Genomic DNA, 21,892 nt, shown 5'->3' on the forward strand with positions numbered 1-21,892 from the left:
GACCGTCCGGCACCCGACCACCGACGTGTGAGCAAGGAGCAGGAAGCCCATGTACCTCGGTACTCAGCTGTTCACCGACAGCGAGTACGAACAGCGCCTGACACGCGTCCGCGAACTCATGGACCGTCAGGGGTTGTCGGCGATCATCGTCACCGATCCGGCCAACATCTTCTATCTGATCGGGTACAACGCATGGTCGTTCTACACCCCGCAGATGCTGTTCGTCCCGATCGAGGGCGAGATGGTCTTCTACGCCCGGGAGATGGATGCCCGTGGCGCACACCGCACGACGTGGTTGCCGGACGACCAGATCGTCGGGTACCCGGAGAGCTACGTGCACCGGCCGCACGTTCATCCCTTCGACTGGGTGGCGTGGTCGCTCCGGCAACGACACGCCATCGCCCCCGCGTCCCGCGGGGGTTCGGTCGGCCTGGAGATGGATTCGCACTTCTTCTCCCCCAAGGCATATCGGGCGCTGCACAACGCGATCCCGGAGTGGAAGCTCGTCGACAACTTCGAACTCGTCAACTGGGTGCGATCGGTGAAGTCCGAAGCCGAGGTCCAGTTGATGCGGCAGGCCGGGATGGTGTGTTCGGAGGCCATGCGTGCGGCCATCGACACCATCGAGATCGGTGTGCGGCAATGCGATGCGGCCGCGGCGATCTCGCAGGCACAGATCACCGGGACACCGGACTATGGTGGCGACTATCCGGCGATCGTGCCGATGATGCCGACCGGTGCAGCAGCCGACACCCCCCACCTGACCTGGCATCAGGGCACCTTCGTCGAGGACGAAGCGGTGGTCATCGAACTGACCGGCGCGCACAACCGATACCACTGCCCGCTCGCGCGGACCGTGTCGCTGGGTACGCCGCACAAGGAACTCGACTACGTCGCGAAGGCGACCGCCGAAGGCTTGAACAACGTCCTCGAGGCGATCAGGCCGGGAGTGGCGACCCGCGAACTCGCCTCCACCTGGAACTGGACCCTCGCCAAGTACGGCCTCGAGAAGCCCTCACGTCTGGGCTATTCGATCGGCATCGGGTATCCGCCGGACTGGGGTGAGCGCACCATCAGCATCCGCACCGAGGACGAGACCGTCCTCGAGACCAACATGACCTTCCACATCGTCTGCGGAATGTGGATGGACAACTACGGTTTCGAGCTCTCCGAGTCGGTGCGGGTGAGCCCCACCGGCGTCGAGTGCTTCACGTCGTTCCCGCGGGAACTGATCCAGAAATGACCGCCGCCACCTGAAGAACAAGGAACACAGGACAACCCAACCGCTGCCCGACATACGAGAACCGCACGACAACCCAACCGCTGCCCGACATACGAGAACCGCACGACAACCCAACCGCTGCCTGAGGTGCGAGGACCGCACGACAACCCAACCGCTGCCCGACATACGAGAACCGCACGACAACCCAACCGCTGCCTGAGGTGCGAGGAGCGCAAGCGACGAGCCACGAAGGCCTGGTGAGACGAGGTGCATGACATGACCACAACGACCGAAACCGTGAACGACGTGCGTCATTCCGGTCCCACGCTCCCCCTTGCCGGGCGGACGAAGGATCTGGTCGGGTCGATGATCGACTCGTCGACCTCACTGCTGGCCGCACAGTCCCACGACATCGTGCGCTTCGCGATGGGCTCCCCGGCCGACGAGGCCGTTCCCGCCGACGAGTTCCGGCAGATCGCCGGCGAGATCCTGGATCACACGTCGTTCACCTATGGCGCCACCGAGGGCGAGCCCCGGCTGCTGCAACTGCTCGTCGACTACCTCGCGACCACACCTGACCCGTCGACCCACGATCGTCTGGTGATCACCACCGGAGGCATGCAGGGCCTCGACCTGGCCTGCAAGCTCTTCGTCGATCCCGGCGACCTCGTCATCGTCGAATCCCCGACCTACACCAACGGCAGCGCGACCGCCCTCTCCTACGGGGCCCAGCTCCTCGAGGTGCCCGTCGACGACGACGGCATGCAGGTCGATCAGCTCGCAGATCTGGTCGCGCACACCCACAAGACCCCCAAGGCGATCTACACGATCCCCACGTTCCAGAACCCCTCGGGCGTCACGATGTCGGAGGAACGACGCCGCGAACTGCTGCGCCTGGCGCACACCTGGGGTGCGGTGGTCATCGACGACGACCCGTACGGGCTGCTCCGTTTCGCCGGCACCGACATCCCGACCTTCCAGACGCTGAGCCCCGGCGATCCCCTGATCTTCTCGGTCCGGACCTTCTCCAAGATCCTGGCGCCGGGGTGGCGCGTCGGCTGGGTCGACGCCGACCCGTCACTGCGGCAGCTGCTCATCAACGGCAAGCAGGCCATGGACACCTGCACCAACGTGCCCAACCAGCACATCGTCGCCGAGTACATCGCGCGCGGCGGTCTCGAGGACCACCTCGCCGGCATTCGCTCGCTGTATCGCGAACGCAAGGACGCCATGCTCGACTCCATCGAGCGTCACCTCGGCGACCGCGTGGTCACCACCGACCCGGAGGGTGGCTTCTTCCTGTGGGTCACGCTGCGCGAGGAGTTCGCCGAGATCGACACCCGCGAGCTGTTCGAGATCGCACTGGCCGACGGCGTCGCGTTCATCCCGGGCCCGGCACTGTCGCCGGGCGGCCGGTTCCGGAACTCGATGCGCCTGTGCTTCGCGTCGAGCACGCCGGAACGGATCGACGAAGGCATTCGACGCCTCACGTCGAGTCTTGAGAAGATGGCCCGGTGAGCGGTGAACACGAACCTGAGCTGAGTCCGACCGAGCAGTCGCTCGTCGATCTGATCGACGAGGCCGCGATCACCGCGCTCACCACCGCGCTGGTGGAGGCACCGAGTGAGAATCCGGGCGGCACCGAGGCTTTGGCCGTTGAGGTCCTGGAAAAGGCGTGTCGTGCCCTCGGGCTCGCCGTCGACACCCACGAGGTCGCGGTCGGGCGGCCCAACCTGATCGCCACCCTCCCCGGCGGCGACGGACCGGGACTGATGTTCCTCGGCCACTCCGACGTCGTGCCCGCCGGCCCCAACTGGACCGCCGACCCGTATACCGTGCGGACTCGTGACGGACGCCTCGTCGGACGCGGCACCACCGACATGAAGGGCGGGATCGCATCCGTCGTGGCGGCCATGACCGTGCTCTCGCGGGCACGGGAATTCGGCATCGAACTCTCCGGTCCTGTGCGCCTGGTCTGCACGGTCGACGAGGAGGAGCACGGTATCGGCGTGCGTGACTTCGTCGGCCGACCCGCCGATCACGACTTCCTCGGTTGCATCGTCGCCGAGCCGACGGACATGCAGATCGTCCGCGGGTGCCGGGGGGCGTCGTACATCGAGATCGAGGTGACCGGGCGCGCCGCGCACTCCGGCCGGCCGGCCGACGGACGCAATGCCATCGACGCAGCGGCGGCGATCGTCGAGATCATCCGCACCGATCACGACCACCTCGCCGAAACCCTCGACGATCTCCTCGGCTGCGGCACCTGGAATGTCGGCACCATCCACGGCGGCCAGGGCATCTCGGTCGTCGCGCCGACCTGCTCACTCGGCATCGACCGTCGCCTGATGCCCGACGAGGACCCGCTCGCCATCGCCGAAAATCTCCGAAAGACCATCCGGGACAGCAAGATCGACACCGACGGCATCATCGTCGATGTCCGCGTCACCATGGAGATGCCGGGTTTCGCAACCGCCGCCGACCATCCGCTCGTCAGCGCCGCCGTCGGCTCGGTCACCGATGCCGGGGCCGCGACCTCCGTCGGCGGATGGAGCGCCGCCTGCGACGGCGGCTTCGTCAGCCGCGACCTGGGCATCCCGACGATCGTGCTGGGACCGGGCAACATCAACACCGACGCACATCAGCCCGACGAGTCGGTCGCCATCGCAGATCTGGTCACTGCGGCAAAGGCGTACACGCTCGCCGGGCTGAGGTTGCTACATCCGCCGGCCGAGTAGGTCCGAGCCCCCAGGCGAGGACCGTATCGAGGTCAGGCCTTCGACTCCGCCGGCATCTTCTGCAACTCGTGGAAGTCGTTCTCCTTGCTGGGGATCTCGGTTCCGCGGATCGAGCACCCCGCGGTCTCCTTCAGGAACAGGAGAGCGATCATGCCGATGGCGCAGGCCCCCATCATGTACGCAGCCGGGAAGAGGTTCCAGTCGGTGTTCTCGACGACGGCGTCGTTGACCAGCGGTGCCGTACCACCGAAGGCGGCGGTCGCGACGTTGTAGGAGATCGCGAAGCCCGCATACCGGACCTGCGTCGGGAACATCGCCGGGAAGGTCGCCGAGATGGTGGCCAGCTGTGGAATGTAGAGCACCCCCAGGATGACGAATGCGACTATGGCCCAGGCGAATCCCTGACCCATGAGCCAGTACAGCGGTAAGGCGAGGACGAACAGTCCGGTGAGCGATCCCCACCACATGGGCTTGCGTCCGGTCGAATCCGACCACCAGCCGAAGAACGGGATGAGCAACATCATCACGAGCTGCCCGATCAGGTTGACGACGCTCGCCGAGGTCTCGGACAGGTTGATCGTGTTCTGGAGATACGTCGGCTGATACGCCAGCAGCGTGTAGTTGGCGACGTTGAGCGCGATGACCATGCCGAACATCGTCAGGATCGGTCGCCGATAGTTGACGATCAGATCCTTGAAGCGCGTCCACGCCGTACCCGTGATCTCGTTCTCCTGCTCCAGTTCCTGGAACACCGGGGTGTCGTCCATCTGCGACCGCAGGTACAGGCCGATCAGGCCCATCGGCAGGGCGAACAGGAACGGGATGCGCCAGCCCCATTGGTCCATCTGCGACTCGGTGAGCCCCAGCTGCAGAAGCAGGACGAATGCGGTGCCGCCACAGAAACCGGCGAGGGTGCCGAACTCGAGGAAGGAGCCGTACTTGCCGCGCTTGTTGTCCGGCGCATACTCGGCCATGAATGTTGCGGCCCCGCCGTATTCACCACCGGTCGAGAAGCCCTGGATCACGCGGAGCAGGATCAACAGGATGGGCGCCCACGCACCGATCGACGCATGCGTGGGTAACAGGCCGATGAGCGCAGTCGCGCCCGAGATGAGCAGGATCGTCATGGCGAGGACCGATTTGCGGCCGATACGGTCGCCGATCGGTCCCCAGATCATGCCGCCCAGCGGGCGCAGCACGAACGAGACCGCAAAGCCCAGCATGGTGCCGATGGTTCCGAAATCACCGGGGAAGAACGCCTGGGTCAGATAGGCCGAGGCCGCGGCGTAGACGCCGTAGTCGTACCACTCGGTGGCGTTTCCGATGGCCGAGGCACCGATGGCCTTGTGGAGTAGTTTCCGGCCCTCGGGTGACTCCGGGTCCGGGGCGAGCCGCTCATAAGTATCCGCTGGTGTCGTGTCGCTCATCTGCGCTTCCTGAATGTCGTCGGGACCGTACTGCCGCCCCTCGATAGGCCATCTCCGTGTCGGTGGACCCTGTGCACGGTGGCGGCTCTTTCACCACCCGTGGACATTCGAACCGCGAGCGCTCAGCTCCCGGACGCGGTGAGATCGTCGGCGTGGTCGCCGTCACCGATCAATCGGCACAGCCCGTCGGCCATGTGCTCGATCATCAGTGCATCTGCCTTCGCAGAATCCCCCGCAGCGATGGCGTCCACCAACGCCTGATGTTCGTCGATCCGTTCCTTTCCCGATGAATATGTTCCTCGCATGGCTCGCAGACACATTCGTGTCTCCACGAGAATCGTCTCGTGGAGACGCGAAAGCCGCCGGCTTTCCGCAAGTTCCACCAGTGTTTGGTGAAATCCCATGTCCGCCTCTGCCATCCCGGCGCCGTTCGGTTCGTCTACGAACGCGCGCATGGCCTCCACCGCCTCGTTCAACCCGGCCACCGCCTCCGATTCGCGGTGCGCGATGACCTGTTGCACGGCAGCACGTTCCACCGCCGTACGCGCGACGTACATGTCGCGGATGTCGTCGTCCTCCATCGAGACGACGAACAGGCCTCGGTTGCGATGGCTGACCAGCAGACCCTCCGCGGTGAGACGTTGCATCGCCTCACGCAACGGGCCGCGGCTGACGCCCAGGTCTGCGGCGAGACCCGACTCCGTCAACTGCGACCCGGGCGGGAAGTCACCGTTCGCAATGGCATTGTGCAACTTACGCGCGATGATCGCCGGTGTCGACTCCTGTACCAACGGGGTGAGGACACGACGGCGCGTCGAACCTGGCTGTTTTCCCTGGTGAGACACGGTTCGTCGACCTCCCGGGCCGTCCGTGCCCGGGTTGTCCCCATCCACCTTGATCGTCACCGTCATTCCTTCTTTCTTACCGCGAAAGGCGCGAATAGGTCAGCGTTTCACCCCGCGCGCCGCCCATCCAGACGTCGTTGCACGCAGCCGCGAATTCTCTCAGCCCTTCGGTGATCGTGGCGAAGACGTTGCCGGGGACCCAACCGACATCGCCGTTGACCAGCAGATTGTTCCGGCCGTAGAACACGGCCAGGTCGATCAGCAACCGGTGTTCGGAGGGGGCGGTGTCGACGTCGTAGCCATAGGCCGGATTGTCGAGCACACCGTCGAACGTGAAGTAGCACAGGTCACCGGGAATCGGCGTGATGGTAGTGTTCTCGGCACCCGGTTCCACCGGCGCGAATGCCGGTAGCAGCGTGTAGATCTCATTGCGCGCGAACTTGCCGTGGAAGACCTGGCCACCCAGCGGTAGCGCGTTCCACACCGCCGCTGCCGTCCGCGGCGCCTCGGCGTCGAGCATCCGCGCCACCGCCGTCACTCCGCGCTTCTCGAGTGTCACGGTGATGAATCGGTCGGCGCGTTCGGTCACGGACGATCCCCCAACATCGTGAAGCCGGCGGCCGCCTCGTAGGCGGCGGCGACCCGCAGCACGGTCGTATCACGGTGTCGCGCAGCGACGAACTGCGCTCCGGTCGGCAGACCGTCGACGAATCCACTGGGCACGGTGACGGCCGGCTGCCCGGTGAGGTTGAACGGATAGGTGTACGGCGTCCACGACGTCCAGTCCGGCGACGCCGACCCCTCGGGCACGGTTCGTCCCGCCTCGAAGGCGACCCCGGGCATCGACGGTGCGACAAGGACATCGAACTCCTCGTGGAACAGGCCCATGCTGGTCCCCATCTCCATGCGCAGGGCGTTCGCGCTCACGAGGTCGCCGGCCGTGAGGTCCCGATGACGTTCGAGCGCCTCGAGTAGCAGCGGATCGACCTTCTCCTCCGCGGCCGGCCCGAGTGCCCGCACCACCACCTCGGCACCCGCGTACCAGATGATGTGATATGCCCACGCGGGATCGTCCCACTCCAGATCGACCTTCTCCACCGTCGCGCCGAGCTGTTCGAGCACCGATACGACGCGGTCCGTATTTGCCTGCACGCCAGGGTCATTCGATCCGAAGCCGAGATCGGCACTGTAACCGATTCGCACATCGGAGAGATCCCGGACGTCGGCGATCGCGGCGGCGGCGCTATCGGTCGGGGTCGCCAGTGCCGACCAGTCCCGCGGATCGTGCCCGCTCAGGACGTCGAGGAGCAGCGCACAGTCCCCGACCGTCCTCGTCATCGGACCGACGTGTGCGACCGGGGCGAACGGGCTCGGCGGATACATCGGCACCCGTCCGAGCGTCGCCTTGAATCCGACCACCCCGCAGTAGGCCGCCGGTATGCGGATCGATCCCCCACCGTCGGTGCCCACCGACAGCGGACCCAGTCCGGCCGCCAGCGCCGCGGCACTACCGCCGCTCGACCCACCGGATGTCCGCGATGCGTTCCACGGGTTACGGGTGATCCCGGTGCGTGGGCTGTCGGTGACACCCTTCCAGCCGAACTCCGGCGTGGTGACCTTGCCCAGCATCACCGCGCCGGCCTCGCGAAGTCGCGCCACCGCGGGGGCATCGGTGTCCCAGACCATCTGATCCGGCTCGATCATCAGCGAGCCGCGCAGCGTCGGCCAGCCGCTGGTGAGCAACAGGTCCTTGATGGTGACGGGCACACCGTCGAGCGGCCCCAGAGGCGTTCCCGCACGAAACCGCGCGGTGCTCGCCCGAGCTGCGGCGAGGGTCGAGTCCCGATCGACGAGGCAGAATGCGTTGACGGACGGGTCGACCTCGTCGACGGCGTCGAGCAACTCGACCGCCACCGCCTCGGGCGTCAGCTCACCCGTACGGTAGGCCTCGGCCAGTTCGATCGCGCTGAGCCAGCGTGCCGTGTCCGACATGCGCCCCCTCGTCGGTCGCGATTGGTAGATTGTTGACAATCTACCTGGGAGGTGTGCGAGTGACAACCACCGTCGCGATGCTGTATCCCGGCCACGCCGCCGAGGACGACTACGAGTTGATCGAATCGGTGCTCGTGGCCGCGGGTGTGGCGGTCCGACTGCCGGTGACCATCACCGAGATCGAATCCGACGACCACACCGTCGACGCGATGGCCGCCGTCGGCGAACAGGACCGTCTCGCCGAGGGCGTGCGTCGGGCCCAGGCGGATCAGCCGGCGTCGGTGATGTGGGCGTGCACGTCCGGAAGCTTCGTCTTCGGTCTCGACGGCGCCCGACGCCAGGTCGCCGACATCGCCGCGCTTGCCGACCGGCCCGCGTCGTCGACCTCCCTGGCCTTCGTCGATGCGTGCCGTCACCTCGGACTGTCGCGGGTTGCGATCGCCGCCACCTATCCCGATCCCCTGGCGTCACGCTTCATCGGATTCCTCGCCGACGGCGGCATCGAGGTCGTCTGCCTGCGCGCCAACGACATCGAGACCGCCGCCGAGGCCGGCATCCTCGACGGCGACGGCCTCTTCGACATGATCGCGGCCGCGGATCACCCGGACGCCGAGGCGATCCTGATCCCGGATACCGCACTGCACACCGCGATGTGGATCACCGGACTCGAGGAGAAATTCGGGAAGCCGGTCCTGACGGCCAACCAGGTCACCGCCTGGCAAGGCCTCCGGCTCGCCGGGATGACCGCCGCCATACCGGATCTGGGAACACTGTTCGCTCGGTGAGGGTCAGTCGAGGACGGCCTTGGCCACCGTGATGCAGGTGGTGATCCACTCGCGGTCGTCGGCGGTGAGGGCACGCGCCGCCTTCTCCGCGTCCTCGATCGCCCAGTGCGCGTTCAGGATCATCCGGATGATCACCCAGTCGCGCGCCCGGTCCGGGTCGAGGCCGGCGACGTCGACGACCGTGTAGAAGCGCGACCGGATCACGTACCGCGGATCGCCTTTTCGGAGGTCGAGACGATTCCACAGCATCGGGGCGGGTTCGTAGTGCGGATCCCCCGACATCGGCTTGGGATCGATCACCAGCCAGCGGCGCGCGCCGGACGGAGCCGCCAGCACGTTCTCGTGGTGAAGGTCGCCGTGCACGACGACACCGACCGTGGAATCGTCGGAGAGAAAGTCCTTTCCGAGCGAAAGCGCCTGTTCCACAAACCGTCTCGGAACCGGCGCGTCACGCGGCATGGACTGCAACCCGGCGAGCGAACGCTCCAGGCGCGTGGTGAGACGCGCCATCCGACCGGGTGCCGGTATGTGCAGGACGCCGTACAGCCCTGCCACCACGCGACACGCCTCGTCGTCGCCGATCGAGGTGAGGTCCGTCCGCTCGAGCCGTTCGAGGAGCAGCGCCCGAAGCCGCGGGTCGGCACGCAGCATGCGCACCGCACCCCGTCCCGCCCAGTGCTGCAGTCCCAGTGCTTCCTGGGCACCCTCGTCGTCGCCGTCGAAGGCGATCTTCAGAACGGATCGACGGCCGTCCCGGTCGGTCACCGGGATCACGAGCGACTCGGACCCGTGCCACAGCTCGGCGCCGTCACGACAGAGTTCCCAGTCGTCGAGAAGCGCCGATGCCGTTGCGGGCAACCGGCGAAGCCAGTCTTCCCAGGCGGGCCCCAGCGCCGCTTGCGCCGCGAGGCCCGGCGGAATGTCGGCCGCACCGATCATGAGCGCACGCAGATCATGAACGCAGGAAGCGGTAGCCCATTCCCGCCTCGGTGATCAGGTGACGCGGATGTGCCGGGTCCACTTCGAGTTTCCGTCGGAGACTCGCCAGGTAGACGCGTAGATAGTTGCTCTGCCCGAGGTATCCGGGACCCCAGACCGAGTTCAGGATGTCGCTCTGGGACACCAGCTTTCCTTCGTGGCGGACCAGCATCTCCAGGATTCCCCACTCCGTCGGTGTCAGATGGACCGGCTCCTGCTCTCGGATCACCTGTTTCGCACCGAGGTCGACGACAAACGCGCCGGCGTCCACCACCGGCGATTCCGTCGTCGCCCCCGATACCGCGCCCCGACGCAGCGCGGCACGCAGCCGGGCCAGGAACTCCTCCATCCCGAAGGGTTTCGTGACGTAGTCATCGGCCCCCGAGTCGAGCGCCACCACCTTGTCCGCCGCGTCGGTCCGCGCCGAGAGCACGATGACCGGAACGGTCGTCCACCCGCGCAGACCCTCGAGAACCGTCAACCCGTCGATGTCGGGAAGACCGAGGTCCAGGACGACGACGTCCGGGTTGAACCGCGCAGCCGCGGACAGGGCCGCCGCCCCGGTCGCCGCCGTGGAGACCGCGAAACCGCGCGCATTCAGATTGATCCGCAACGCGCGCAGCAGTTGCGGCTCGTCGTCGACCACGAGGACGCGGCTCTTGTCGGCGTTCACCGGGCGCCCTCCTCCGACCTGGGAATGTCCGCCACGGTAGGCAGATTCACGACCAGTGTGGCCCCGCCGCCGGGAGTGTCCGCGGTGGACAACTCTCCTCCGATCGCCGTGATGAACCCGTGCGCCACGGGCAACCCCAGCCCCACGCCGGACGATGCGCCCGCGGTGTCGCCGCCCTGGTGGAACGCCGCGAACACCTGCTCGCGGTCGGTGGTGGGCAGTCCCGGCCCGTGATCGACGACGCGGATCACGCAGCGCGGCGGGTCGTCACCGGTTCCGCTGACGGTGATCTCGACGTCGGGCCCGCCGTGCCGGTGGGCGTTGTCGATGAGATTTGCGAGGGCACGTTCCAGCAGACCCGGGTCGGTGTATGCCCATGCCTGGCCGAGGTCGATCGTCAGTACGAGGTCCGGGTTGAGCCGTTGCACCCCGGCGGCGGCGCGGTGCACGACCTCGGGCAGGAACGTGTGCTGCATCTGGGGGCGTACGGCGCCCGCGGCGAGACGGGAGGAGTCGAGCAGATTGCCGACGAGTCCCGCCAGGTGGTCGACCGACTCGTCCACCGTCGCCAGCAGTTCCGCGGTGTCGTCGGGACTGAAGGTGACGTCATCGCTGCGCAGACTGGACACCGCGGCCTTGGCCGCCGCGAGCGGTGTGCGGAGGTCGTGGCCGACCGCGGACAGCAACGCACGCCTGAGTTCGTCGGTCCGGGCCAGGGCCTCGGCGGAGGCCGCCTCGACCTCCAGCGCGTGCCGCTCGACCGCACCTGCCGCCTGCCCGGCGACCGCGGCCAGCACCCGCCGGTCCCGCGCGCCGAGTCTCGGCCCGCGGAGCAGCAGCTCGAACTGTTCACCCGGTACCGAACACGTCGTGTCCGCCTCGTCCGGACCGTTCAGCGGGCGGTCGCCGACCCAGGCCTCCACTGTCCGAGAGGTTTTCGATGTACGACGGACCAGGGCGACGGCCGACTGGTCGTAGGTCTCGCGTAGCCGTTCCAGCAGACCGGGGACATCGGCACCGCCGAGCACGACGCTGGAGAACATCGCGAGCAGTTCCGCCTCGCGCGTGGCGTCCCGCGCCTGGGCGCGCCGTACGGTCGCCGAATCGACCAGGGCGGCCACGGCGGTCGCGATCAGCAGCATCACCAGGATGGTGATCAGGTTGTCCGGTTGATCGATGGTGAACGTGAATCGGGGATCGGTGAAGAAGTAGTTCAACAGCAGACCGGAGACCACCGCCGACAATGCCGCGGGCGCGATACCTCCGAGCATCGACACCGCGAGGACCGACACGAAGAACAGCGCCGACTGGCTGGTGAACCCGAGCCACGGATCGAGCAGCCGCAACACACCGGTCGCCAGCAGCGGCACGAGCACCGCGAGGATCCAGCTCAGCGGCCGATGGAACCTGGTGTCGCGGACGTCGAGTCGATGTCGTCGTGGCGTCTCGTCGTGCGTGACCATGTGCACGTCGATGCGCCCGCTGCCGCTCACGACCGTTGCCCCGACACCTTCGTCGAAGATCCGCTGCCAGCGCGGCCGTCGGGACGTACCCAGGACCAATTGCGTTGCGTTGACCCCGCGTGCGAACTCCAGCAGGGTGGCCGGGATGTCGTCACCGACCACCGTGTGGATCCGCGCACCGAACCCGGCGGCGAGCTCTCTGAGTGCGGTGAGATCGACGCCGTGATCACTCAGGCCGTCTCCCCGGACCACATGCACGGCCAGTAATTCCGCGCTCGATCGCGACGCGATACGACTCGCACGACGCAGCAGGGTGGGCGACTCCGGCCCGCCGGTGATCGCCACCACGACTCGCTCGCGGGCTTCCCAGGTGTCGGTGATCGAGTGCGCCGCACGATAATCGGCGAGTTTGTCGTCGACCTGGTCGGCCAGCCACAGCAACGCCAGCTCGCGCAGCGCGGTGAGATTTCCCTGTCGGAAGTAGTTGCCCAGTGCCCCGTCGACCCGGCTGCTCGGGTAGACCTTGCCCGCGGACAGGCGCTGCCGTAGCGCCTGCGGGTCGATGTCGACGAGCTCGATCTGGTCGGCGCCGCGAACGACGTCGTCGGGCACCGTCTCCCTCTGCACGACGCCGGTGATCTGGGCGATGACGTCGTTCAGGCTGGCGAGGTGCTGGATGTTGACGGTCGAGCAGACGTCGATACCGGCGTCACGGAGCTCCTCGATGTCCTGCCAACGCTTGGCATTTCGAGATCCCGGAGTGTTGGTGTGGGCGAGTTCGTCGACCAGCGCCACTTGCGGATGGCGCGCCAGGACGGCGTCGAGGTCCATCTCGTCGAATGTCGACCCCCGATAGGGGCGGGCGATCCTGGGGATCACCTCCAGGCCCTCCACGAGGGCCGCGGTCGCCGGCCGCCCATGTGATTCGACGACCGCGATCACCACGTCGGCACCTTCGTCCCTAAGGTTCCGGGCCTGCGCGAGCATCTCGTAGGTCTTCCCGACACCAGGCGCGCATCCGAGGAAGACCTGCAGTTTGCCTCGCCCGTCCGAGCGCCGGCGCGAAGCCGCCTGCGGTGTCGTGACCGGCGAAGTCACCGGTCCCGCCGCTGAGGTCATCCGCCGATTCTATCGCCGGTCAACGGGTGTGACACGTGGCCGGCCCGTGACCGAGCGCCAGATTCACCGACGGGACGTCGACACTGGGCTCCCCGAGGAACCCCCACTGTCTGCCCTGTGTGTGGGCGGCGATGAGCGAGCGGATCACCTCCGGCGAGAGGCGATTCTCGCGTGCCAGTCGCGGCACCTGTAGTTCGGCATATGCCGGACTGATGTGGGGGTCGAGCCCTGACCCCGATCCGGTGAGGGCGTCGGCCGGAACCGCCTGCGGCGCCACCCCCTCCCGGTCGGCGATGAACGCCCGTCGATCCTCGATGTTGTCGAGGAGGATCACGCTGTTCGGACCCTGATTGCTCGCCGCCGACGCGGAGGGATCCCCGGTGACCATCGGCGCGCCCTCGGCACCGAGGACACGCGCGTGGAGATATGGGTCCGGCCCGCCCGCCGGCACCTGTGGATCGAGTCCGATGAGCGACGAGCCCACCACACATCCGGAGGCATCGACGAGACGGGAACCCTCGGCACTCGACGAGTCGACCCGCGAGATCGCCCACACCGCGGCGGGATAGGCGAATCCGAGGATGAGTGTGAGCCCGAGGAGCATCCCCAGTGCTGCGACGCTTTGCCGGAGCAGACCGGTCACGATCATCTTCATCTTGCTCACCCCATCCCGGGAAGGAAACGGACTACGTGATCTATCAGCCAGATGCCGACGAAGGGGGCGAGCACGCCACCCAGGCCGTACACGAGCAGATTGCGCCCCAGCAGCTTCGAGGCCGACGACGGGCGATATCGCACTCCCCGTAACGAGAGGGGGATGAGCGCGACGATGATCAGCGCATTGAAGATCACCGCCGAGACCATCGCCGACTCCGCCGAGTGCAGACGCATGATGTTGAGGGCGTCGAGCTGCGGGTGGACGGCGGTGAACATCGCCGGGAGGATCGCGAAGTATTTCGCGAGGTCGTTGGCGAGCGAGAAGGTGGTGAGAGCCCCGCGGGTGATGAGCAGTTGCTTGCCGATCGCGACCACCTCGATGAGCTTGGTGGGGTCGGAGTCGAGGTCGACCATGTTGCCGGCCTCCTTTGCAGCCGAGGTTCCCGTGTTCATCGCCAGCCCGACGTCGGCCTGTGCGAGCGCGGGTGCGTCATTGGTTCCGTCTCCGGTCATCGCGACGAGGCGTCCGGCCTGCTGCTCGGAACGGATGAGGGCGAGTTTGTCCTCGGGGGTGGCCTCGGCGACGAAGTCGTCGACCCCGGCCACGGCCGCGATGGCGCGCGCGGTGAGCGGGTTGTCGCCGGTGACCATGACCGTACGGATGCCCATCGAGCGCAACTGGGCGAATCGCGCGGTCATCCCCGGCTTCACCACGTCGGACAACGCGATCACTCCGAGCACGCGGGCGGGGTGGCCCGCCTCGTGCACCCCGACCAGGAGCGGAGTACCGCCGTCGGTGGAGATGCGCTCCACGTCCGCGAGGACCGCCGGTTCCACTGTTCCCGCCGAGTCGGCGACCCAGCGTCCGAGTGCGTCGGCCGCTCCCTTGCGGTACACCACCGTCGCCTCGGCGTCGTGCAGGTCCACGCCGCTCATGCGGGTCTGGGCGGTGAAGGCGACCACCGCGCGGCGCGTCGCGCCGACGGTCGGGGCCTCCGCGACCGGTTCCACCCCGTACGAGGTCCGGCACAACTCGACGATGCTCCGCCCCTCGGGAGTGTCGTCGGCAAGACTGCACTCCGAGGCCACCCGCGCCAGTTCGTCGACGGGCACGCCCGGGGCCGGGTGCAGCGCGGTGGCTCGGCGGTTGCCGTAGGTGATGGTCCCCGTCTTGTCCATCAGCAAGGTGTCGATGTCCCCGGCGGCCTCGACCGCCCGGCCCGACATCGCGAGCACGTTGCGCTGGACGAGCCGATCCATCCCCGCGATGCCGATCGAGCTGAGCAGCGCGCCGATGGTGGTCGGGATGAGGCAGACCAGCAGCGCGATCAGTCCGACCGGGTCCGGCGACCGACCCGCGTACTGCTGCATGGGTCCGACCGCCACCACCGCCAGCAGGAAGATGATCGTCAGGCTCGTCAGCAGAATGTCGAGTGCGATCTCGTTGGGCGTCTTCTTGCGGTCCGCACCTTCGACCAGCGCGATCATGCGGTCGACGAAGGTCTCGCCCGGTGCCGTCGTGATCTTGACGATGATCCGGTCGGAGAGCACGACGGTGCCGCCGGTGACCGCGGACCGGTCTCCTCCGGACTCCCGGACGACGGGAGCCGACTCACCCGTGATCGCCGATTCGTCGACGGTCGCGATGCCGTCGACCACATCCCCGTCGCCGGCGATGACCTCTCCGGCCTCCACCACGATGAGGTCGCCGACGCGCAACGCACCACCGAGCACCTCGTCGATGACGCCCCCGTCTCCCAACCGACCATCTCGTAACCGACGGGCCACGGTGTCACGCTTGATCTTTCGCAGGCTCTCGGCCTGCGCCCGCCCTCTCCCCTCGGCCACGGCCTCGGCGAGCGCGGCGAAGACGACGGTGAACCACAACCAGGCCGCAACGGTCCAGCTGAACCAGGACGGGCGCAGGATCGCCAGGACGGTGGTCACGGCAGCGCCGAGGAACACCACGAACATCACCGGGTTACGTGCCTGATCACGAGGGTTCAGTTTCCGCAGGGCCAGGGGCATCGACGTCACGAGTGAGCGGAGGTCGAAAGCGCCGCGGGACACCAGTTCCGGTTCGTGGCGCGGGTCGCGTTCGGCGCGGGAGGCGCCTCGGTCGGTGTCGATCAGTCGTGTGGTCACAGCAGCGCCTCCGCGATCGGTCCCAGCGCCATGGCCGGGAAGAAGGTGAGTCCGGCGACCAGCACGATGGTCGCCATGAGTAGGGACCCGTAGAGGAAACCGTGCGTGGGCAGGGCGGAGAGCGCCTCCGGACGTGCGACCGGTTCGGCCGACGTGGCCTCCAGCACGGCGCGCCCGCGACCGGGTCCCGCGACGCCGGTGGGGCCGGTTCCGGTGACACCGGTGCTCTCGGCTGCGCTCTCGTCGACTGGGCCGCGCGGACGCTGCCGGGCGAGAAGGCCCGCGAGGGCGAGCACGAGCACGATCGGCACGAACCGACCCAGCAGCATCGTCACGCCCAGGGAGGCCTGGAACCAGTCATCGGTCACCGTGAGCCCGCCGAAGGCACTGCCGTTGTTGTTGGCCGCCGACGCGTAGGCGTAGAGAACCTCGCTGAAACCGTGGATCGCACCGGGTGTTCCCGGCTCGCCGCTGTTCCCTTGCGCCTCCCCCGTCGCCGTCAGGATCACCGAGATCGCCGTACCCGCGAGCACGAGTGCCGGCATGACGAGGACATAGAGCGCCGTCGTTGTCATCTCGGGCTGACCGATCCGCTTTCCGAGGAACGTCGGCGACCGGCCGACCAGAAGTCCACCGATGAAGACGGTGATCATCGCCATCACCAGGATTCCGTACAGTCCCGATCCGACCCCACCGGGCGCGACCTCGCCGAGGAGCATGTTCCACAGGACCGCGCCTCCACCGCCCGCGGAGAAACTGTCGTGCGCGGAGTTGACGGCACCGGTCGAGGTCCCGGTCGTCGACACCGCGAACAGCGCCGAACCCGGAATCCCGAAGCGCACCTCTTTGCCTTCCATCATGGCGCCCGCCGCGTGGGACGCCGCCCCGGACGGGTGACTCTCGAAGATCCATACGGCGGTGAGCATGATCGTCCAGATCCCTGCCATCACACCGAGAAGGGTCAGTCCCTGGCGCCGGTCCCGGACGAGGGTTCCGTAGGTCCGGGTGAGACAGACCGGGATCACCAGCAGCGCGAAGATCTCGACCAGATTCGAGAACGGCGTGGGATTGGAGAACGGGTGCGCCGAGTTCGCCGACAATGTCCCGCCGCCGTTGGTACCGAGTTCTTTGATCGCCTCCTGGGAAGCGAACGGGCCGATGACACTGCGCACCTCTGCACCATCCGTCGTCGTCCACACGAATCCGCTGTGCCAGGACTGCACAACCCCCTGACTCAGCAGCAACGTCGCCACGATGATGCTCAGCGGCAACAGGATCCGGATCACCCCGCGTACGAGATCCACCCAGAAGTTCCCGATCTCACCGGTGGCCCGGCGGTTGACGATCCCGCGGACGAGCGCGACGGCAACGGCCATCCCGACCGCGGCGGAGACGAAGTTCTGTACCGCCAGTCCCGCCATCTGGGTCAGGTTGGTCATCACGATCTCGGGTGAGTACGACTGCCAGTTGGTGTTGGTGACGAAGGAGATCGCAGTGTTGAACGCCATCGCCGGAGACACACCGGACTTGCCGTCGGACAGCGGAAGCGCTCCCTGCATCCTCTGGATCGCGTAGAGGACCACGAAGCAGACCGCCGAGAATCCCAGTACGGCAAGGACATAGCCCACCCAGGACTGTTGCTTACGCGGATCGACGCGGGCAAGTCGATAGAGGAGACGCTCGACGCCGAGGTCTCGTTCGCCGGTGTACACGCGCGCCATGTGATCGCCCAGCGGCACGTAGACGGCGGCCAGGATCACGACGAGCGTCCCGACCTGCAGGAGCCCGGCAACAGTTGTGCTCATCGCTTCTCAGAACCTCTCCGGGTACACGAGAGCCAGGAGAAGGAGCAGCACCGTGATCGCCGCGAGCGCCAGCAGCGCGACGTTGATCACCCCGTCGGCGGTCACGACTTGATCCGCAGGTCGAGGCCGCGAACGGCCAGTATGCACAAGCCGAACCCGGAGATGGCAAGCAGCAGGAACAGCAGATCCGCCACGATGACTCACTCTCTGATCGCACCGATGGCCCACCGTGTGGTGGGCACACCGAAGGATCACGCGCCGCGAGCGGCACCGGAGAGTTCTTAACGCCTTTCTTACGGAAGGCCGGCCGTTATTGACGGCTCGTTGTCGCCGGTCGGACCCGCCCCGCTACGCCGCGGTGATCGCAATCCCGATGGTCCCGCTCTCTCCCCGCCGGATCTTGCTGCTGAACAGCAGCACCCGCGCCAGGAGTCCGTACTTCTCGGCGAGCTTCTTGCGGACGTGCCTGGTGCCCTCGGCGTCGAGCACCACCCCGGTGCCGGACACCGGTTCGCCGGAGAGTTTCTTTCCGCGCGCATCGGTCGCCTGGACCACTACCTTCGGATTCCGCTTGAGACGCTTGACCTTCCACGCTTCGGTTTCCGACCATACGAGCAGCCGATCGCCGTCGAGAACCGCCCAGACCGGCGACGACACCGGTGTGCCGTCCTTGCGATAGGTGGTCAGCTGCACGTACTTCGCGGTACCCGCTTCGCCGAACGCCGTCGAATCCTGTGATGTCATGCGGCAATGCTACGGGCGAACAGCGATTGTGCATGGGTTGTCGGCCAGTCGGCGGGGGTGGTCTCACCGCCGAGCACACCTGCGTCGCAGAGCGTCGCCCAGGCGGTCACCTGGTTGGCGGAGAGGACCGGCTTGCCGAGCTCGGACTCCAGGTCGGCGAGGATGTCATAGGTCCACAGGTTGGTACAGGAGACGAAGACGGCGTCGGCGTCGGGATGGTTCGCGGCGCGGATGAGGTCCGCCGTCACGTGGTACGGGATGGCCCAGATCTCGTGATCGCGGCCGAGACCCGCCTGGGCGACGACGTTTCTCCCGGATTCGGCGAGGAAGTCGCACAGCAGTCCGGTGAGCGCCGCGGTATACGGCGTCGCGACCGCCAATGTCCCGACGTTCATGGTGTTCAGCGCCCGGATCAGCGCCTCCGAGGTCGTGACCGCCCGCTCGGCTCCGGCGGCGAGCATGCAGTTGGAGATCTCCATCGCGCCCGCCATCCCGTAGACGAAGCTGCCGGAGGCGCACGCGTATCCGAACGCCCGGGGCGCGACCGACGAGACGGCTCTCACCGCCGCCGAGATCTCCGCGTGATTGTTGAGATCGCGGCACAGCTCGACGTCGACGGGCGCGTCGATGTAGCCGGTCCGCGTGAAGTAGAGCGAGACCGATTCCGGCATCCAGCGCCACAGCTCGCGGTCGAGGGCCATGTCGAACGGGCACACCATCCCGATGCCGATCTGGGCGTCCATGCAGGGATGATGGCACATTGTTGGATTGTCTACAATCGCTGCCGCAGGGCGGCATCCACCTCGTCCCGAATGACGCACTCGTAGGCGTGGTCGTTGACGATCCCGGTGGCCTGCATGAGCGCGAACATCGTGGTCGGACCGACGAAACGCCAGCCCCGCTTCTTGAGGTCCTTCGACATCGCGATCGATTCCGGCGAGGTCGTCATCGACCCCGGGACGTGCTCGCCCGACGGGGCGTATCCCCAGAAGTACGACTCGAGCGAACCGTGTTCGTCGATGAGGTCGGCCGCCCGCTGCGCGTTGTTGATCGCCGCCTCGATCTTGCCGCGATGCCGGATGATTCCCGCATCGCCGAGCAGTCGCGTGACTTCGGCATCGGTGTAGCGCGCCACCTTCTCGACCTCGAAGCCGGCGAACGCGGCCCGGAAGTTCTCGCGTTTGAGGAGGATCGTGCGCCAGCTGAGGCCGGACTGGAAACCCTCGAGACAGACACGCTCGAACAGCGACGTATCGTCGGTGGTCGGGAATCCCCACTCGGTGTCGTGATAGGTGGTCTCCGGCTCCCGGCCCGCCCACAAGCAGCGCCGCCGACCGTCTGGGCCTTCTATTGTGTCCTCGGACATGAGTCTCCTCTCGTGGCGAGCAGGCTACGGCACGGTCACGACAGATTGCCGCCGTTATCATTCCGTTACCAAAGGTTGCGAAAGCATCCCGTTGTGTCTCGCGATAGTCACTTCTCGCCGCCGCCCGCCTAGCGTTGTACACATCGCACACCGAGAGCGCTCCGACACCGTCGTAGATCCCCGCTCCGGAAGCGCGAAAATACATCTGCGGCAAGGAGTCTCGTGATGCATGAATCCGACCTGAACAGTCTCCTTGCCCGCGTGGCAACCGGGGACTCAGACGCCTTCGCCCAGTTCTACGACGCGACGTGTGACCGTGTGTACGGCATGACACTGCGGGTACTGCGCGATCCCGGTTACAGCGAGGAAGCTACCCAGGAGACGTATCTGGCCGTGTGGCGTAACGCCGACAGCTACGATCCCCGGTCGGGTTCGGCACTGTCCTGGATTCTGACGCTGGCGCATCGTCGGGCCGTCGACCGGGTGCGGTCGGAGTCTGCCGCGACCCGGCGCACCGTCGCCTACGGCATCGCCGACACCGGCCGCGAGATCGACGAGGTCAGCGAGTCGGTGGAGCGTCGGGAGATCGCTCGCCTGATCCACACCGGTCTCGAGAAACTCACGCCTCTGCAGCGGCAGGCCATCGAGCTGGCCTACTTCCACGGACTCACCTACCGCGAGGTGTCCGAGCATCTCGGGGTCGCGCTGCCCACGGTCAAGTCCCGCATCCGCGACGGTCTCATCCGTCTGCGCCAGGCGGTGCCGGGCCTGGCCGCCGTCGGCTGACGCTCACACCTGGCCGTAGGGGTGCCAGCCGTTGTGGTTCCACTTGCCGCCTCGGCGCTCCCGCACTTCCCGCAGGCTCGTACCCACATACCGCTCTTCCAACTCGGGGTCCGGTGCGCCGGTGTACACCCACCGCTTCGGGTCAAGGTTGCCGTCGGCGTCCCGGTAGGCCTCCCAGTAGTCGACGCGATGCACCGCGCGGACGATGTCGTCGGCGAAGACGAGCACCGGGAGGTCGGGCACCGTGCGATGGGGCCCGGCACGCCATCCGCTCCGCGCCCACTCGTAGATCTGTTCGGCGCCCGCACCGGGACGAGCCGAATCGTCGACCTTCACCAGCACACACGGCTCGGGCAGCGGCGGTGCGAGCGGCGCCGCATGGCGTAACACCATCTCTTCCAGCGAGATCGCGCCGCTCGGCGCACTGTTCGTCAGCGGGAGTCGCGCCAGGTCGGCGAACTCGACCGTGAACTGCTGCACGTACGACGCCAGCTCCTCGGGCGAGTCGACGACGTCGTCGCCGTGCCGGAGAATCCAGTGCTCGACACCGAATCCGTCGGCGTCGATGTCTCGGATACGCTCCTCGGCCGCGGACCGGACGGCCGGTGAATCGGCGTCCCCCACCACCTCCCCCGCGTCCGGCGTGACGCCGGCGAGCGCCGCACGAGCGTGGTGGTGCACCCGATTTCCTCGTCCCGCCCCCACATAGAACACCGATGCGTCACGGGGGTCGACCAGCGCGAAGACGTACACGCCGAGCACCGACTGCACCTCGAGGGGAACGGGTTCCGGCGCGCCCGGCGCAGCCACTCCGACCGGCCGCAGGAGATTCAGAACCGCGTCGACCACCGTGGGCCGCACCCCGAGTCCGCCGCCGCGCAGGCCACCGATGATCACTTCTCCGGCCCGCTCCCGGTCGACGAAACGTCGACCAGCGTTGGCATCGATCGCGCACACGACGTCGACGACCTCGGCCCTGCGCGCCCGCGTGTCGCGTGACGCGGAGAGCTCGTCCTCCGGGTCGAGCATCTCGGCGAAGGCCGTCGACTCCAGGAACTCGCCGAGCGCGCCGACCGGCAGTTCGACGGCGTCCATCCTGCTCATCGCACGCCGCCTACGACATGGAGAGTGGGTGGCTTTCGGTTCA

At 67.2% G+C, this 21,892-nt stretch carries 20 protein-coding genes; 5 read left to right on the plus strand and 15 right to left on the minus strand.

Features of this window, described 5'->3' with window-relative positions:
- Nucleotides 1-49 precede the first annotated feature (49 nt).
- From IHQ52_RS23415 to IHQ52_RS23425, 3 genes are all read left to right on the plus strand, one after another.
- Nucleotides 50-1,243, plus strand: a complete 1,194-nt coding sequence (locus IHQ52_RS23415; protein WP_238064012.1) for a M24 family metallopeptidase — start codon at nucleotides 50-52, stop codon at nucleotides 1,241-1,243.
- 255 nt (nucleotides 1,244-1,498) lie between these two features.
- Nucleotides 1,499-2,740, plus strand: a complete 1,242-nt coding sequence (locus tag IHQ52_RS23420; RefSeq protein WP_159405268.1) for an aminotransferase-like domain-containing protein — start codon at nucleotides 1,499-1,501, stop codon at nucleotides 2,738-2,740.
- The gene (locus IHQ52_RS23425) at nucleotides 2,737-3,960 is read left to right on the plus strand and encodes a M20 family metallopeptidase (protein WP_238064013.1); all 1,224 of its coding nucleotides are present in this window, start codon (nucleotides 2,737-2,739) and stop codon (nucleotides 3,958-3,960) included. Before IHQ52_RS23420 ends, IHQ52_RS23425 begins: the two co-directional genes overlap by 4 nt.
- Before the next feature lie 32 nt (nucleotides 3,961-3,992).
- Here IHQ52_RS23425 and IHQ52_RS23430 read toward each other — a convergent pair whose 3' ends face one another.
- From IHQ52_RS23430 to IHQ52_RS23445, 4 genes are all read right to left on the minus strand, one after another.
- Nucleotides 3,993-5,387, minus strand: coding sequence for an MFS transporter (locus IHQ52_RS23430; RefSeq protein WP_238064014.1), 1,395 nt, complete (start codon nucleotides 5,385-5,387; stop codon nucleotides 3,993-3,995).
- A gap of 122 nt (nucleotides 5,388-5,509) precedes the next feature.
- Nucleotides 5,510-6,298, minus strand: a complete 789-nt coding sequence (locus tag IHQ52_RS23435; RefSeq protein ID WP_096274664.1) for a GntR family transcriptional regulator — start codon at nucleotides 6,296-6,298, stop codon at nucleotides 5,510-5,512.
- Nucleotides 6,299-6,308: 10 nt separating this feature from the next.
- Complete coding sequence (locus IHQ52_RS23440; RefSeq protein WP_238064015.1) at nucleotides 6,309-6,821, minus strand: DUF3830 family protein; 513 nt, start codon at nucleotides 6,819-6,821, stop codon at nucleotides 6,309-6,311.
- Nucleotides 6,818-8,224, minus strand: a complete 1,407-nt coding sequence (locus tag IHQ52_RS23445; RefSeq protein ID WP_006438125.1) for an amidase — start codon at nucleotides 8,222-8,224, stop codon at nucleotides 6,818-6,820. The genes IHQ52_RS23440 and IHQ52_RS23445 overlap by 4 nt, the downstream gene beginning before the upstream one ends.
- A 59-nt stretch (nucleotides 8,225-8,283) precedes the next feature.
- Between IHQ52_RS23445 and IHQ52_RS23450 the strand changes: the two genes are divergently transcribed.
- Nucleotides 8,284-9,009, plus strand: a complete 726-nt coding sequence (locus IHQ52_RS23450) for a maleate cis-trans isomerase family protein (protein ID WP_006438126.1) — start codon at nucleotides 8,284-8,286, stop codon at nucleotides 9,007-9,009.
- Between the two features lie 3 nt (nucleotides 9,010-9,012).
- On the opposite strand, the gene IHQ52_RS23455 is transcribed toward IHQ52_RS23450, so the two are convergent.
- From IHQ52_RS23455 to IHQ52_RS23500, 10 genes are all read right to left on the minus strand, one after another.
- Nucleotides 9,013-9,948 carry an aminoglycoside phosphotransferase family protein gene (locus tag IHQ52_RS23455; protein WP_238064016.1) on the minus strand — a complete coding sequence of 312 codons (936 nt, stop codon included), beginning with the start codon at nucleotides 9,946-9,948 and terminating at the stop codon, nucleotides 9,013-9,015.
- Nucleotides 9,949-9,961: 13 nt separating this feature from the next.
- The gene (locus IHQ52_RS23460; RefSeq protein WP_096274666.1) at nucleotides 9,962-10,660 is read right to left on the minus strand and encodes a response regulator; all 699 of its coding nucleotides are present in this window, start codon (nucleotides 10,658-10,660) and stop codon (nucleotides 9,962-9,964) included.
- Nucleotides 10,657-13,242, minus strand: a complete 2,586-nt coding sequence (locus IHQ52_RS23465; protein ID WP_232513025.1) for a sensor histidine kinase — start codon at nucleotides 13,240-13,242, stop codon at nucleotides 10,657-10,659. Before IHQ52_RS23465 ends, IHQ52_RS23460 begins: the two co-directional genes overlap by 4 nt.
- Before the next feature lie 19 nt (nucleotides 13,243-13,261).
- Nucleotides 13,262-13,897 carry a potassium-transporting ATPase subunit C gene (locus IHQ52_RS23470; RefSeq protein ID WP_238064309.1) on the minus strand — a complete coding sequence of 212 codons (636 nt, stop codon included), beginning with the start codon at nucleotides 13,895-13,897 and terminating at the stop codon, nucleotides 13,262-13,264.
- A gap of 5 nt (nucleotides 13,898-13,902) precedes the next feature.
- Nucleotides 13,903-16,044 carry a potassium-transporting ATPase subunit KdpB gene (gene kdpB, locus IHQ52_RS23475; RefSeq protein WP_420871213.1) on the minus strand — a complete coding sequence of 714 codons (2,142 nt, stop codon included), beginning with the start codon at nucleotides 16,042-16,044 and terminating at the stop codon, nucleotides 13,903-13,905.
- Nucleotides 16,041-17,849: a potassium-transporting ATPase subunit KdpA gene (gene kdpA / locus IHQ52_RS23480; protein WP_096274668.1), complete on the minus strand. Its 1,809-nt coding sequence runs from the start codon at nucleotides 17,847-17,849 to the stop codon at nucleotides 16,041-16,043. The genes kdpB and kdpA overlap by 4 nt, the downstream gene beginning before the upstream one ends.
- Before the next feature lie 6 nt (nucleotides 17,850-17,855).
- The gene (locus tag IHQ52_RS23485; RefSeq protein WP_096274669.1) at nucleotides 17,856-17,954 is read right to left on the minus strand and encodes a potassium-transporting ATPase subunit F; all 99 of its coding nucleotides are present in this window, start codon (nucleotides 17,952-17,954) and stop codon (nucleotides 17,856-17,858) included.
- Nucleotides 17,955-18,197: 243 nt separating this feature from the next.
- Nucleotides 18,198-18,593 (minus strand): PPOX class F420-dependent oxidoreductase, encoded by a 396-nt coding sequence (locus IHQ52_RS23490; protein WP_096274670.1) that lies wholly within the window; start codon nucleotides 18,591-18,593, stop codon nucleotides 18,198-18,200.
- Nucleotides 18,590-19,336 (minus strand): maleate cis-trans isomerase family protein, encoded by a 747-nt coding sequence (locus tag IHQ52_RS23495; protein ID WP_096274671.1) that lies wholly within the window; start codon nucleotides 19,334-19,336, stop codon nucleotides 18,590-18,592. The genes IHQ52_RS23490 and IHQ52_RS23495 overlap by 4 nt, the downstream gene beginning before the upstream one ends.
- A gap of 29 nt (nucleotides 19,337-19,365) precedes the next feature.
- Entirely contained in the window at nucleotides 19,366-19,959 is a 594-nt protein-coding gene (locus tag IHQ52_RS23500; protein WP_096274672.1) for a DNA-3-methyladenine glycosylase I, read from the minus strand.
- Nucleotides 19,960-20,184: 225 nt separating this feature from the next.
- Here IHQ52_RS23500 and sigK point away from each other — a divergent pair, with 225 nt between their 5' ends.
- On the plus strand, nucleotides 20,185-20,745 hold the full coding sequence (gene sigK / locus IHQ52_RS23505; RefSeq protein ID WP_238064017.1) for an ECF RNA polymerase sigma factor SigK: 561 nt from the start codon (nucleotides 20,185-20,187) through the stop codon (nucleotides 20,743-20,745).
- Between the two features lie 3 nt (nucleotides 20,746-20,748).
- Here sigK and IHQ52_RS23510 read toward each other — a convergent pair whose 3' ends face one another.
- Complete coding sequence (locus tag IHQ52_RS23510) at nucleotides 20,749-21,840, minus strand: GIY-YIG nuclease family protein (RefSeq protein ID WP_238064311.1); 1,092 nt, start codon at nucleotides 21,838-21,840, stop codon at nucleotides 20,749-20,751.
- Nucleotides 21,841-21,892 lie beyond the last annotated feature (52 nt).

Source organism: Gordonia amicalis, assembly GCF_022059885.1.
GTDB lineage: Bacteria > Actinomycetota > Actinomycetes > Mycobacteriales > Mycobacteriaceae > Gordonia > Gordonia amicalis.